Origin of the sequence: Paraburkholderia sp. GAS38 (assembly GCF_050434965.1) — a bacterium.
GTDB lineage: Bacteria > Pseudomonadota > Gammaproteobacteria > Burkholderiales > Burkholderiaceae > Paraburkholderia > Paraburkholderia phenazinium_A.
Genome location: NZ_JBNDJO010000007.1, coordinates 1 through 13,976 on the forward strand (window position 1 = coordinate 1; position 13,976 = coordinate 13,976).

At 56.7% G+C, this 13,976-nt stretch carries 14 protein-coding genes; 11 read left to right on the forward strand and 3 right to left on the reverse strand.

The window, feature by feature from the left end; genetic code table 11:
• Nucleotides 1–3: 3 nt before the first annotated feature.
• The 4 genes from P3T42_RS17680 (at nucleotide 4) to P3T42_RS17695 (ending at nucleotide 2,863) form a co-directional block, all read left to right on the forward strand.
• On the forward strand, nucleotides 4–168 hold the full coding sequence (locus P3T42_RS17680; protein ID WP_429306965.1) for a hypothetical protein: 165 nt from the start codon (nucleotides 4–6) through the stop codon (nucleotides 166–168).
• A 155-nt stretch (nucleotides 169–323) separates the two neighbouring features.
• The gene (locus P3T42_RS17685; protein ID WP_074296354.1) at nucleotides 324–1,175 is read left to right on the forward strand and encodes a fumarylacetoacetate hydrolase family protein; all 852 of its coding nucleotides are present in this window, start codon (nucleotides 324–326) and stop codon (nucleotides 1,173–1,175) included.
• Nucleotides 1,176–1,387: 212 nt separating this feature from the next.
• Nucleotides 1,388–2,107, forward strand: a complete 720-nt coding sequence (locus tag P3T42_RS17690; protein WP_074267576.1) for an SDR family oxidoreductase — start codon at nucleotides 1,388–1,390, stop codon at nucleotides 2,105–2,107.
• A gap of 66 nt (nucleotides 2,108–2,173) precedes the next feature.
• Complete coding sequence (locus P3T42_RS17695) at nucleotides 2,174–2,863, forward strand: SDR family NAD(P)-dependent oxidoreductase (RefSeq protein ID WP_074267577.1); 690 nt, start codon at nucleotides 2,174–2,176, stop codon at nucleotides 2,861–2,863.
• Between the two features lie 416 nt (nucleotides 2,864–3,279).
• Here P3T42_RS17695 and P3T42_RS17700 read toward each other — a convergent pair whose 3' ends face one another.
• Nucleotides 3,280–3,969 (reverse strand): SDR family NAD(P)-dependent oxidoreductase, encoded by a 690-nt coding sequence (locus P3T42_RS17700; protein ID WP_074267578.1) that lies wholly within the window; start codon nucleotides 3,967–3,969, stop codon nucleotides 3,280–3,282.
• A gap of 52 nt (nucleotides 3,970–4,021) precedes the next feature.
• The gene (locus P3T42_RS17705) at nucleotides 4,022–5,287 is read right to left on the reverse strand and encodes an amidohydrolase family protein (protein ID WP_083611636.1); all 1,266 of its coding nucleotides are present in this window, start codon (nucleotides 5,285–5,287) and stop codon (nucleotides 4,022–4,024) included.
• Between the two features lie 920 nt (nucleotides 5,288–6,207).
• Between P3T42_RS17705 and P3T42_RS17710 the strand changes: the two genes are divergently transcribed.
• The 7 genes from P3T42_RS17710 (at nucleotide 6,208) to P3T42_RS17740 (ending at nucleotide 12,998) form a co-directional block, all read left to right on the forward strand.
• A complete protein-coding gene (locus P3T42_RS17710) occupies nucleotides 6,208–7,395 on the forward strand; it encodes a porin (protein ID WP_074267579.1) in 1,188 nt (395 codons plus the stop codon).
• A gap of 423 nt (nucleotides 7,396–7,818) precedes the next feature.
• Nucleotides 7,819–8,685: an NmrA family NAD(P)-binding protein gene (locus tag P3T42_RS17715; protein ID WP_074296352.1), complete on the forward strand. Its 867-nt coding sequence runs from the start codon at nucleotides 7,819–7,821 to the stop codon at nucleotides 8,683–8,685.
• Nucleotides 8,686–8,805: 120 nt separating this feature from the next.
• A complete protein-coding gene (locus P3T42_RS17720) occupies nucleotides 8,806–9,765 on the forward strand; it encodes a LysR family transcriptional regulator (protein ID WP_074267581.1) in 960 nt (319 codons plus the stop codon).
• Nucleotides 9,766–9,836: 71 nt separating this feature from the next.
• Nucleotides 9,837–10,289, forward strand: a complete 453-nt coding sequence (locus P3T42_RS17725; RefSeq protein ID WP_074267582.1) for a hypothetical protein — start codon at nucleotides 9,837–9,839, stop codon at nucleotides 10,287–10,289.
• Between the two features lie 466 nt (nucleotides 10,290–10,755).
• Nucleotides 10,756–11,052 carry a DUF4148 domain-containing protein gene (locus tag P3T42_RS17730; RefSeq protein ID WP_429306793.1) on the forward strand — a complete coding sequence of 99 codons (297 nt, stop codon included), beginning with the start codon at nucleotides 10,756–10,758 and terminating at the stop codon, nucleotides 11,050–11,052.
• Between the two features lie 1,247 nt (nucleotides 11,053–12,299).
• A complete protein-coding gene (locus P3T42_RS17735; RefSeq protein ID WP_367946980.1) occupies nucleotides 12,300–12,671 on the forward strand; it encodes a DUF1636 family protein in 372 nt (123 codons plus the stop codon).
• A gap of 33 nt (nucleotides 12,672–12,704) precedes the next feature.
• Complete coding sequence (locus tag P3T42_RS17740; RefSeq protein WP_074267585.1) at nucleotides 12,705–12,998, forward strand: DUF1330 domain-containing protein; 294 nt, start codon at nucleotides 12,705–12,707, stop codon at nucleotides 12,996–12,998.
• A 38-nt stretch (nucleotides 12,999–13,036) separates the two neighbouring features.
• Here P3T42_RS17740 and P3T42_RS17745 read toward each other — a convergent pair whose 3' ends face one another.
• The gene (locus P3T42_RS17745) at nucleotides 13,037–13,951 is read right to left on the reverse strand and encodes a LysR family transcriptional regulator (protein WP_429306794.1); all 915 of its coding nucleotides are present in this window, start codon (nucleotides 13,949–13,951) and stop codon (nucleotides 13,037–13,039) included.
• Nucleotides 13,952–13,976: the final 25 nt, after the last annotated feature.

Sequence of the window (13,976 nt, forward strand, 5' to 3'; positions counted from 1 at the left end):
GTTGTGACGGGCGATCAGGATGCAACGTCGCCGCCTGCGACTGCGAAGGGCATTGCCGACAAGATTCCGGGCTCGAAGTATGTCGAACTGGCGCAATGCGGTCACTGGACGCCCATCGAAAAGGCAGCAGCCGTGAACGAATTGCTGCTCCAGTTCCTGACGAAATAAAACGCGCAAGCCATGCTGCGGTGTCGTGCTGAGGTGAAGACGTGCAGGAGCCCGACACCGCAGTCGGAGATGTCAATTTCTCTGAAATCTCTGATCGTGCCTGGGTCTTCGCGCCAACAGGCAGGACATTGGATCACTCCTTCCAGTAGGAAGATATGAAGCTAGTACGCTTTGGTCATACAGGTGCCGAGAAGCCAGGTATCGTCGGGTCGGACGGGGTCGTCCGCGATCTGTCCGCACACGTATCAGACATTGATCCGCAACTGATCGGGGCGGACTCGCTACAGGGCCTCGATTCAAGGGAAATCGACGCCTTACCAGCAGCGCCCGCTGGTTCCCGGCTTGGTTGTCCCATCGGAAATATCGGCAAGGTGGTCGGAATCGGACTGAACTATCGCGAGCACGCGAAAGAAGCGGGCGCCGAGATTCCAAAGGAGCCAATCATCTTCCTTAAGGCGAATACGGCCATCACAGGTCCGTTCGACGACGTCGTTCTTCCGGAAAACTCGACGAAATCGGATTGGGAGGTGGAACTCGGCGTTGTGATAGGGCGTCGTGCGAGAAATGTTTCAGAGGCCGTGGCGCTCGATCATGTCTTTGGATACGTCATTGTGAATGACGTATCGGAGCGTGAGCATCAGCTCGAGCGAGGCGGTCAGTGGACCAAAGGCAAGAGTCATGACACGTTTTGCCCTATCGGCCCCTGGCTGGTAACTCGGGACGAAGTGGGCAACGAGCAGGCGCTGGATCTGTGGTGTGAAGTGAACGGTGGGCGAGTGCAGCATAGCAATACAGCAGACATGATTTTCTCTGTCGCGCAGTGTGTCAGCTATGTCAGCAAATTTATGACTCTGCTTCCGGGTGACGTGATCATAACGGGAACGCCACAAGGCGTCGGCCTTGGCTTCACGCCGCCGCGTTACCTCGACGGTGGATACACCATGCGCCTTGGCATCGCGGGTCTCGGCGAACAGTGCCAGTCGGTCAAGCGTTATGGGCGTGGGTAAGACATCATCGAGTGTGCAGTAAGATCGCTTGGGATTCCGGAGGATCATCGTCGTCAGGTTGGAACCTTTGAGCCGCTGACTCCGCAGATTCGAATGCGGGCTTAGGACGTGCAGAACGCTCTTTGGTACTGTATTTGCTGGACGTCTGGCCCACACTGACGGCAATGATTCAGAAATGAAACTGGGGTTTTTGCATCGTATTGGAGGAAGTTATGTCGCTTAAAGGTAAACGGATTGTCATTCTCGGCGGATCGTCGGGAATGGGTTTCGCTACGGCGAAGGCTGCGGCAGACGAAGGTGCACTTGTCGTCATTGCGTCTAGCAGCCAGGAGAGGGTAGCGAAGGCGCAGCAGCAACTGCCGCCGAGTGCGGAAGGTCATGTGCTCAACCTGCAGGATGAGGCTAGCATCAAGTCGTTCTTCGAGAAGATAGGAGCGTACGACCATCTGGTGTATACGGCCGGCAATCCTTTGCTAATGGCTGATCAGAAGGACTTGAGCTTCAAGGATGCGCAGGCATTTTTCGGAGTCCGCTACTGGGGTGTTTTCCTGGCCACGAAGTACGGTGCGGGCCAGATTCGTGAGGGGGGCTCGATCGTCCTTTCCTCCGGGATGGCAGCGCGCCGCCCCCGTAAGGGCTCGTCCGTGGTGTCGAGCGTCTGCGGCGCGATTGAAGCGCTTGCGCGTGCGCTTTCGGTGGAACTTGCGCCGCTGCGGGTCAATGTGGTTTGCCCTGGAACGGTCAAGACCAGCCTTTGGGATAGCTTCCCTGAGGCTGTCCGTAAGGCGACATTTCAACGCGCTGAAGAAAACCTTCTCGTCAAGCATGCCGCTGAAGCACATGAGGTGGCCGAAGCTTACCTCTATCTGATGCGAGGTAGCTTTACGACGGGCCAAGTTGTAGTCGCCGATGGCGGGGCATCGGTGGCCTGATATCCGAGCCGCATGTCCAGACAACCGGCGAAAAAACTCGCACCAGACTAAAGCAGGAAAATTGGAATGACAGTTAGGAAAAATGTTCTCGTCGTAGGTGCCTCGCGTGGGCTCGGTCTTGCTCTTGCGGAGGAATACTGCGGCCGGGGCTGGCATGTAATTGCGACGTCGCGGAGCAAGTCCGCCGGACTTGCAAGCCTGCTTGAGCGCTATCCGGAATCGCTTGAGCTTGAGACCGTGGATATCGTGGACCTGGCCTCGGTGAGAACCCTGCGCACTCGACTCGAGGGGCGCAAGCTCAATACGCTCTTCGTCAACGCCGGCATCGCCAAGGCGAATGAATTGACCTCGGTCGAGGTGGATGAGAAGGACTTCTTCGACATGATGTTGACGAACACGCTCAGTCCAATGCGTGTCATCGAGGTATTTCGTGACATTGTCGCGGAGAATGGCGTGATGGCAGCGATGTCGTCCGAGATCGCCAGCATTACAAATAGTATCGGGTTCTGGGAGCTATACAGTTCGAGCAAGGCAGCGCTGAATATGCTGATGAAGGCGTTCTCGACACGCCATCCGGACGATTCGCGCGCACTTCTCCTGGTCGCTCCAGGCTGGGTCCGCACTGAAATGGGCGGACCGGAGGCAACCTTCGAGATTTCGGAGAGCATCCCGCTCGTGGTCGACGTGGTCGAGCGCAACGCAGGCGTGCCGGGACTTCGCTATACCGACCGTTTTGGCGAAATCCTGCCGTGGTGAGAAAGACGCACGGCGCGACAATTTTCGCGGTCGATTGGTGTGAACGCCACACGTCGATCGATGAGCGCGTCGTCTACGCAAAACCGGTGGGCTATCAGCCGTGGGGTTGGTAGCCTATCGCGACGGCACTCTTTGTCGATGACATCGGGCAGGGCAATGGCCGCTGCCGCGACATTGCTCAACTGCCGCATTCGGCGTCCACCCGGTGGTTAGCCGTCCTACGCCACCGAAACGAAGGGACAGCCTTCCAGACAAGCGTCCTGGCGCTCAACTCCGCGGTCGACGCAGCCCGCGTAGGCGAACAGGGCGTGGATTTGCCTTCGGTCTTTTTTCTTTTTATGTCCACGTCCATTTGATCGCCTCGGGAATTCAGACGGGCTATCGACCGCGGAAGATTTCCGCGCCTTCTGTCGTTCTCACCACGGCAGGATTTCACCAAAACGGTCGGTATAGCGAAGTCCCGGCACGCCTGCGTTGCGCTCGACCACGTCGACCACGAGCGGGATGCTCTCCGAAATCTCGAAGGTTGCCTCCGGTCCGCCCATTTCAGTGCGGACCCAGCCTGGAGCGACCAGGAGAAGTGCGCGCGAATCGTCCGGATGGCGTGTCGAGAACGCCTTCATCAGCATATTCAGCGCTGCCTTGCTCGAACTGTATAGCTCCCAGAACCCGAAGCTGTTGGTAATGCTGCCGATCTCGGACGACATCGCTGCCATCACGCCATTCTCCGCGACAATGTCCCGAAATACCTCGATGACTCGCATTGGGCTAAGCGCGTTCGTCAACATCATGTCGAGAAAGTCTTTCTCTTCCACCTGGACCGTCGTCAATACATTCGCCTTGGCGATGCCGGCGTTGACGAAGAGCGTATTGAGCTTGCGCCCCTCGAGTCGAGTGCGCAGGGTTCTCACCGAGGCCAGGTCCACGATATCCACGGTCTCAAGCTCAAGCGATTCCGGATAGCGCTCAAGCAGGCTTGCAAGTCCGGCGGACTTGCTCCGCGACGTCGCAATTACATGCCAGCCCCGGCCGCAGTATTCCTCCGCAAGAGCAAGACCGAGCCCACGCGAGGCACCTACGACGAGAACACTTTTTTTAACTGTCATTTAAATTCTCCTGCTTTAAATAGGCTTCAGATACACAGTAACAATTCGGTCCCTACATGCCGGGTGTCGGGATGAGCCGCTTGTAGTAGACCCCGTCCTTCATCACGACCTTGATGTTGTCGCGGTCCTGGAGAAGCTTGATGTTCTCGACCGGATCGCCATCGACGAGCAGCAGGTCGGCGAGGTAGCCATCGCTGACGAGACCGAGGTTCGGGATATCCATGATTTCGCCACCCCATTTCGTGGCGGCCATCAGGGCATCGGCCGGCGTGAAGCCAAGAATGTTGACGAAGTGCTCAAGGTCGCGTGCGTTGGTGCCGATCGGATTCCATGCGAACCCGTAGTCGCCGCCCGGGAGAACCCGCAGGCCGCGTTTCCTGAGTTCGCCGTACACCTTCGGGCATTGCTCGATCATGGTGAAGAGCTCGCTCTTTTCGACAAACTCCCGGGTGATGCCCCACGGCTCTGCCTCGTACGCGGTTGCGTAAATTACGCCAATGGCCGGCGCGAGAAACACGCTGTCGCGCTTCGCCTCGAGCAGGTCGTACGTTTCACCCTCGATGAAATCGCAGTGATAGATAACGCGGAAGTCATACTTCAGGGCAAGCTTCACGGCCGCATCCGCACGGGCATGACACGATAGCCAGGCGCCGCGCATATGGGCCTCTTCCGCGGCGGCGGCGACCTCTGCCTCCGTATAGGAAAGCCGGCGGGCGAACCCCTGACGTCCAGCAAACATGTCACCCGAGATGTTCATCTTGATGGTGTCGACACCCTCGCGAATCAGTGTCCTGACCGTTCGCCGGATTTCATCGGGGCCGTCTGCAATCAGTTCGAAGCCCTGGTGGTTCGTGTGGTATTGACGTTCGTCCCCAAGACCTCCTGTTGCGGTGAGTTCAGGCGAAGCGGCCCGCATGCGCGGCCCGGGGAATTTTCCCGCGTCGATGGCGTCGCGAAGCACCGCTTCGAGCCGGAACTTCGCCGAAGCCGCCGAGTACAGACTGGTGAAGCCCGAGTCCAGCATCAGCTTGACGTTCTGCAGCGCGAGGATGGTGTGTTCTTCAATCGGAATCAGGCCAAGTTCACTGAACTGTGCCATGTTGCTGTAGGTGACGTGAGCGTGCGCTTCGACGAGGCCTGGCATCAGCGTCATGCCTTTGCCGTCGATGACGTCGTAGTAGGATTCACGCGGAATCCCGCCATTGCCGCGAGCCACGGCGCGGATCAGATTGCCATCGACAAGCGCTTCGCCCACGAACGTTGGTGCACCCGTGCCGTCGAAAATCTTCACATTGGTAAAAAGCTGCGGATTCATCATTTGCCTCTCTCCATAAAGTGGCTATCCAGTCGCAGTCGCTGGACGGCCTTTAGTTTTTACAGGCTAGCACGCCTTAGAAGAGCCAGGTATTGGTCGTACACCTGGAGTTCACGCGTGGGTCCGGAAAAAATAGACTATCTGATAAGAGAGTGCCAGTGGAATCACAGGAGCGCGTGAAAACACCAAGGAGGCCTGGAGAAATCCGGCCACTGAACCGGATTGCCGGGCACGCGCCTGGCGGCACAACCGAGCAGGCAACGGACGCGGAGCGAGATAGCTCTCTAGCCGGCTTATGATTGATGTCGGAAAGCGGATCGCACTTGGTTTACCGTTTATTTCGTCAAATTAGAATGGCCAGAGCGGCATCCCTGTTATGACGAAATGGCATATGTTGGACTGTACGATACGTTTCGCCGCTCGTGGATCGGGACAAATGGTGGGTATAACTAACAAGTGCGCCACCGACTTTACCGACGGTTAGGTCGGTCGACAACGTTAAGGGGGCGTAACGCACACGCTATTCTCTGGAGAAACCAGCATGGTTTTGGATACGGGTGCGCCACACAAAATAAGACAGTTCGACTGAAATGGGTGTCCTGTTACTTGTTTTTGCGCGTATACAGACCGCCTCAGACGTTCCTGCTATAAGCGGGTCGAGGTGTGAGTCAGTTTCGTTAGACCACAGCGTTCGCAGAAAAAGTAGATGAAAGTGTGCTGCTCGGCAAAGCCGTGTCAGGCCAATTCCGCTCACATAAAATTTTGATTGTCCGTTGGCTCTGGTCGAGCACATCATTGTCCACTTCGGCTCATGCTTCTGTTAACTTTTTGCGACGGGCAATTTTTTTCGGTACTCCGGAAGGGGGCGTCACGTTATCGTCCATCACGCGATAACCAGATCATTCATCCACCCGGAGAAACAGATGAAACGAACAGCGCTTTCGACACTCTCGCTGACACTGTTGACTGCTGCAGGCGCAGCACATGCACAAAGCAGCGTCACGCTATACGGCACCATCGATACGTCGATTACCTTCATTCATAACGCGAACGCAGCCGGCCAAAATCAGTGGTCCGTCGGCAACGCGAGTAACGGGGATCTCTCCGGCAGCCGCTGGGGTTTGAAGGGTCAGGAAGACCTGGGCGGTGGTCTGAAGGCGATCTTCCAGTTGGAAAACGGGTTTAACCCGAGCACGGGGCAACTTGCGCAGGGTGGCCGGGAATTTGGTCGCCAGGCATTTGTGGGTTTGACCTCAGGCCAATTTGGCACGTTCACGTTGGGCCGCCAATATGACCCACTCGTTGACCTTGTGCAGGGCATTACTGAGGATAACTATTTCGGCAGCGGGTTTGCAACCGCAGGTGACGTCGACAACTACGATAACAGTTCCCGTACCAACAACGCGATCAAATACCTGTCGCCGGTGTACTCTGGACTGCAGGTCGAGGGCATGTATGCGTTCGGTGGCGTCGCGGGACAGACGGGCTCGGGCCAGACCTGGTCGGCCGCTGCGGCGTATAACAACGGCCCGATCTCAGTGGCGGCGGGTTACTTTGTGGCAAACAATCCGTCTGTGGGTGGCCTCGTGCGACCCTCGACAACAAGTGGCTCCGGCTGGGGCGGGTCATCTGACGGCACCTTCGACGGCTCGCTGATCAATCTGGGCTTGCAGAGCGCGAAGTCCATCAACATTGCCCGGGTCGCGGCGCAGTATGTGGCGGGGCCGTTCACGTTCGGTGCGGCTTATAGCAACGCACAGTACAAGTCGGATGGACAATCGGCATTCTCGTCGACTGAGAAATTCAACACAGGGCAGGGCTTCCTCAACTATCAAGCCACCAAGGCAATCCTGTTGGGTGTGGCTTACAGCTATACGAAGTCGAGCGGCGACACGGGCGCGACCTACCATCAAGTCAACATTGGCGCTGACTACAACTTGTCCACTCGCACTGACCTATATTTGATAGGCGCATGGCAACACGCCAGCGGAGAAACACTTAGCGCAAGCGGCACCGCCGTGGTGGCTGCGCAGGCGTCCGTGGGCTCGTATGGCTACGGTGGCACCAACACACAGGAAGTGGTTAGCGTCGGACTACGCCATAAGTTCTGATGATGCCCTGGATGCGGCGCTCGCAACGAAAGAGCAGCGCGTGACAGAAAAAAGCCGGTCGTGAGCATGCGCTGACGACCGGCTTTTTTTCAGCGCGCCTGCAGCGAATACCCACGCGGGAATGAGAGCTATCTGCACGCCCAAAATACGCGTTACCTGAATCCCTGAATCTGAAGCAGTCCGATGTGAAGCCGTGCTTTCGGCCATGTTGCCGAGGGCGGAAAAGGAATGCGCTTCATGTTGGTGGAAAGCCGACAGGAGTATGCGAAAGATCGAACTCGCGTCTCAAAAAGCCCAGCTCGAGGCTTAGCTATGCCATACCGTTATGGAAGGTATGACGTGACGGCGGTCCTAATCCGATGAAAGAAGAATGAGAATGCTGGAACACTGTATTTGATTCAGTTCTAGCGAAAGGGGGGCACTATGTTTTCCGTGATTGGAGTCACCGGCCAGGTAGGAGGCGTTGCTGCCCGACTGCTTCTGGCAAACGGATACGACGTTCGCGCCGTTGTTCGAAATCCGGACCATACGCCGACGTTGCGGGAGCAGGGATACGAGGTTTCGGTTGCCAATTTGCGCGATACGCAAGCGTTGGCGCTGGCGTTCCAGGGAGCGGAAGGCGTTTTTGTGATGTTGCCCCTGAATTTCGATCCTTCTTCGGATTTTTCGGAAGCGCGCGAAATCGCCTCGTCTTTGCACGACGCGATTGTCACCGCGCAACCTCGCAAGGTCGTCTGCCTGTCGACCATTGGGGCTCAGGTGTCTCAACCTAGCCTGCTCACGCAGGTTCGCTATCTGGAAGAAGCGCTTGGCAATCTCCAGATGCCAGTCGCGTTCGTGCGTGCTGCGTGGTTCATGGAGAACGCCTTATGTGATGTTGAGCCTGCGTGTGAAAGCGGGGAGATTCCCACCTTTTTTCAGCCGCTTGGCCAGACCATTCCCATGGTGGCAACGGCCGACATCGGACGCGTGGTTTCAGAGACGCTCACAGAAGAGTGGGACGGTATTCGGATCATAGAACTTGAAGGTGATAGGCGTATTAGCCCGAATGACATCGCCCGGACCTTTGATCGACTGCTCGGACGCGAAGTCCGGCCGAAGCTGGTTCCCCGGGACGCATGGGAGGCAGTGTTCCGCGCGCAAGGCATGAAGAATCCTGGGCCGCGCATGCAAATGCTCGATGGCTTCAACGAAGGCTGGCTGAAGTTCGAGGGCCGTCGGACCGAAACGCGAATTGGGCGTGTACCTTTAGATGTCGTATTGCGCGAGCTTATTCGAAACGCGTGCTAATCCAGCTTCTGTGTCAGTAAGGCGCAACAGGCTCGGAGCGCCCGACGGCTCCTTACGACTCAACGCCTATCGACACGATGCTGATCTGCCGAAAACCTTTTACTTGTAGTCAGGATTCCGATGGATACTTTAGAAAACATGCGGATGTTCGTGCGAGTTACGGAAACCGGCAGCTTCACGAAGGCCGCGAATCTTGCGTCTGTGTCGACAGCACACGTTTCACGTGCAATCACGGACCTTGAATCGCATCTGCACACACGACTGCTGCAAAGAACAACGCGGCGAGTCACGCTTACCGGTGCTGGCGAACGCTATCTACAACGCTGCGAGCACATTCTGGCCCATGTTGAACTCGCAGAGACCGAGGCGGCAGGCGCGGGCACCCGCCCCTCCGGCAAGTTAAAGGTCCACGCGACAGCCAGTGTCGGTCAACACCATCTGGCGCGGCTCATCGCACGCTATAGCAAACGGTTTCCGGAGGTACTGATCGAGCTGGTACTCTCGCAGAACGTGCCCAATATCGTTAACGAAGGTATCGACGTGTCCGTGGTGATGACGCGAGATCTTGTGGATTCGAACTTGGTGTCCCAACGCATTGGAAGCGTGCAAACGATTCTGTGCGCCTCTCCACAATACCTGTCGAGGCGCGGCACTCCGGCTCGTCTTGCGGACCTGAGCCAACACACATGCCTGCAATTGATGTTGCCGGATGTGCCTCCCGGAGAATGGCAATTTGAGGATGTAAGCGAGCCGGTTTTTTGTCACATGCGGCCTGCACCGCTCACCGTCAATGTCGCCGAAGCGCTGGTCGAGACGATACGTGAGGGGATGGGAATCGGACCTTTGCCGATTTCTGTCGCGCTGCCGGGCTTACGCGATGGGAGCCTTGTTCGCGTCTTGCCTGAGCACCGCCTGCGAGAGTGCAACATCTATGCGATATATGCGTCGAGACGCTACCTCGACGCCAAGATCAGAACCTTCGTCGAGTTCGCGCGAGACCAGGTGCCGCTGGCGCTGGCTGACGAGAATCGGGAGCTCCTGTCGTCGGAGAACACTCCGCTGGCTCAACCCGTAATCTAGTTGATAGCGTGCGGGCACTGTTCGGCGTAGACCGCCGCCGTGCCACGACGGCATTGGAACGGCATAACCGCATGGCCAGGAACAATCAACAGACGATCAATGAGTTTCTGCTGTACACACTCAATTTGAAACTGACGAATCGCGCGTGGTCATGGGACGCGTACGGCGAGGATGTGGTCGTATTGAAGTTGTGGGCGATGCAACGGGAAAAATTGCCGGACGGCACCGATCGAATCGAGGTGTGGAGTCCGCCGCCGTGGCGCAAACTAGTGAAGATCGCTCGCAATGAGCGACGGCTAAACATCGACAGGCTGAACGAGGGTGGTACTACGTACGCAATCCTGCGTGGTGGTGACGGTTCCGACGAACGCGAGGCGTGGGACTACGATGCAGACCGTCTGTACAAGTTGAGCCGGGTGGTTGTCGATCACGATGGCCACGAATACGCGATCGTGGACTGCGCCATATCGATCGACGAGTTCCTGATTCGCCGAGCGCAACTGCGGTGGCTCTCCCGGACGTAGCGATACGATTCGCCGACACCTACGGTTCGCGGCGCAAAAATCAGACGACGGTTTCTTGAGAAGACTATCCATGCCATGTCGGCATTGTAGACATGACACGATGTTGGTCCTAATGCGCTGAGGGAACTGATCGACAAGCTGACGGAGCGGTACGTCATTCGCCCGCCTGATCACCGATCGCCAGCATGCCGGTTGTAGATGATTTGCGCGGTGATGCGATGCTACGACGTTATGACAGACATGACCTGCCGTACGTAGACGTCTTGGCTACGACTGCCGAAAATATCATCAAGTTCAGCGAGTGCAAATAGCCAGAGGGCGAAGCCCGATGTAACTGGATATTTACGGAATGACGCTACGTTGAACTGATTAAGGAAATGCTCGTCGAGGAAATGCAGTTAATAACTTCTGCGATGCAGCTTTTTTTCGCTCATTCAAGTTTTCGTTGATACACAGGAGCATGAAAATGATCGTCAACATTCGCAATCTGGTTATTGGTTTCGCGGTGGTTCTGCCCATTCTTGCGAGCGCTCAGGAAAATAGCACTCCCGTCACGCGTGAGCAAGTACGTGCTGAACTGGTGGCCCTCGAAAAAGCTGGTTATCATCCGGGCAAGCCCAGCCCTTACTACCCGGCAGACATTCAGGCCGCCGAGGCCAAGGTCCGCGCGAGCAACGCAGCGGGTGGAAATCCGCAGACTTCCTATGGTGGTGTAACCAGCGCGAACTCGGAGTCTGGGGAGCAGGGGACCGGTACGCCTTGAACCAGCACGCTGCTTTCGCAGCGTGGAGCAGCCATGTGGGACGCGTGTCGGTAAGCCCTCGGAATTTTGAGGTTCGTCCTCTAGCTTGCCTGGGGCAGGTCGGACGGTGTCTGACTTACGCGAAATTCCGCATGGCTGTTCAAACTCCATCGGCGCAGGCTCCACTTTGCTAAGCGCCGTCATTGAAAGACATGGGAATCGGGGAAGTGTATGCAATGTAACCGATTCAACGATGTCGCCGGCCATTGGAACGTTTGGCATTTCTGGTTCAACCGAGCTTACCTCTCTGTGATGACGTTTGATTGCTTTTCGTGGACCTTGGCGTGGAGCTCGCTGGCATCTGCCGAAAGTAGAAGTCGTGCCCGGAAGGCTATGTCGATCATCCATGTCCGTATTCGGACAGCCTACATGACGTGCCATTTTGCCGGTGGTGGAGGTGGCGTGGTATTCGGGTGGGTCTGGGGTCAATGGGGCTGGACAGGGATCTGCGCTGCCGGGGTCTCGATTCTGGCTATTCAATTGGCTTGGCGGCTGCTGCCGCTGCAAACATCTGGTCGACATGTCAAAAATCGTTGACGAACTCGTTGTCGATGCGCAAATCGATGAGCTCGAAAGACTCTGCCTCCCTCTCTTTGATAGATGGTGCGAGAGAAAAAGCGTACTACCACTTGCTTACCTCATGAGTGCGTGGCCGATCATTTCCCTGAGTCGATTGTTACATGCTCTCCGGGCACTTCTACAATATCATCCGCAGACGCTAACGCCTGATGAGTATCAAGTTGTCGCGCAGATCTTAAGGATGGGTGTCCATAGCGTCGAAGAGGATGCAGAACACCTCGTGGCATGACGACCCATTCGATAAAATTTGCACTACTGCATCGAGATTTCAAGCTGCGCGAAATTGAATCCGTAGTTCGGTCCTTCGAGCGGTCGGACGTCTGGCGTGCAGTTTGCGGAAAGTTCCAGGACCGGGGAAGCAGTGACATAGCAGAGATTGATGATAAATATAGGATTCCATATAAATATCAATGACAGAGTTGGATTCTAGGATACGCGATACGACGCTCTGATAAGCATGCGATCTGACACGCTCGTAGAATTTGTTCATAGGATTTTCTGTCCCAGGTTGTTTAAAGACGGTTCATAAAACTCGGGACAGTTCCTTCCTCGAAAAGATAGAGCCAGGAGACGGCGTCATGTTAGCCACACGCGAGAGCCAGGAACAATCTCAGGTCGTTAGTCAGGATATGAGCGAGAGGGCGCGGTCGAATACCGTCGCAATCTGCCGAACCTGCCCTAGGGACCAGCCGCACAGCGGTGCGGTGGGATTGTCCCTGTATAACGAAGTCAAAGAAAGGTTGACCGGCCAGGGCGTAACCGTAATGATGGTCCATTGCCTCGGCAGTTGTCGGAAGCCCTGTGCCGCTGCGCTTGACGCGCCGGAAAAGCCGCGCGTCCGCTTGTCGGGTCTGAAGGTTAACGACGCTGCGGATCTGATCAGCGCTGCTCTGGAATACCAACAGACGGCATCAGACGACGTGAGCGTTACGACACTGCCGGCGGCGTTGCAGGGACACGTAAGTGCGATCTCGCCGAAGCGAAGAAAAGGTACTGCATAAAAGCGGCTTTCCTCTTGGAAGAAGGAGATTTAAATGAGCAAGGGATATTGGGTGTCGGCCTATCGTGAAACGAAGGACCAGGCCAGGCTGGCGACGTACGCCCAATTGGCGGTACCCGCTGTGGAGGCTGCCGGCGGCAGAGTGATCGCACGTGGAGTGGCTGACGAAGTCCGTGAGCACGGTTTGAAGGAGCGAACCGTTGTGATTGAGTTTCCGTCCTATGAGCAGGCCGTTGCCGCATACGAAAGCGACGCGTACCGGAAGGCGCTTGAAGCCTTGGGCGACGCCGTCGTGCGCGATTTCCGGATCATTCGCGGCGTGGAATGACGTGCAGGGCGCGGTGAATGGCGAACTGTGTCTTGACTTCAGCACCTCAGGACAATCGCATCACCTCGGCTTTCATGGTTTATTGGCTCTCGTAGCAGTTCGATAAATGCTCGCAATGCCGCTGATACATTACGCCGATCCGGATAGTACAGACACAAGCTGGCTGAACTGACGGTCCAGTCCTTTAGCACAGCTACGAGCCGCCCCGTCGCGAGTTCATCCGCTACGGGGGCTTCCCACAGATACGCGACGCCCGCACCTGCAATCGCAGCATCACGCATCAGCGTGGGCTCGTCTAGCGTCAGATTTCCTGGTACGTCGAGCGAGAGTTTCTCGCCCCGTCGCTCGAACTCCCAACGGGACAGCTTGCCGCTTGGCCAGCGCGCTCGTATGCATTGATGCGACATCAGATCCTTTGGCGTGCGCGGCTTCTTGCATTGCGCAAAATATGATGGCGAGCCGACGACGGAAAATTTCAATGCACCGCCAAACGGCACAGCGATCATGTCGCGTGGCACATCATCTGCGGCACGGATGCCAGCATCAAAGCCTCTACCTACGATATCGACGAAGTGCGCTTCCGTGGCGATGTCGACGCTCATCTCGGGGAACCGGCGCAGATATTCCAGCACGACTGGAACGAGGATAGCGCGCGCAGCCCCAACCGCGCAGTTCAGTCGCAAGGTGCCTGTCGGCATTGCACGATGATTGTTGACGGCGGCCATCGCCTGCTGGATTTCGGACAGGGCGGGACCGACGGTTGCGATGAACTGCTTGCCAGGTTCCGTGAGCGCGACGCTGCGGGTCGTCCGGTTGAATATCCGCACACCCAGCCGATTTTCGAGTTGCACGATCGCACGGCTCAACGCTGTCGACGACATGCCTAGTTCACGTGCCGCCGCACGAAAGCCACCGAGCCGCGCGACGGCGAGCACGACTTCCAGTTCGATCAAGCCTGATTTGAGCATTGTCCCGATT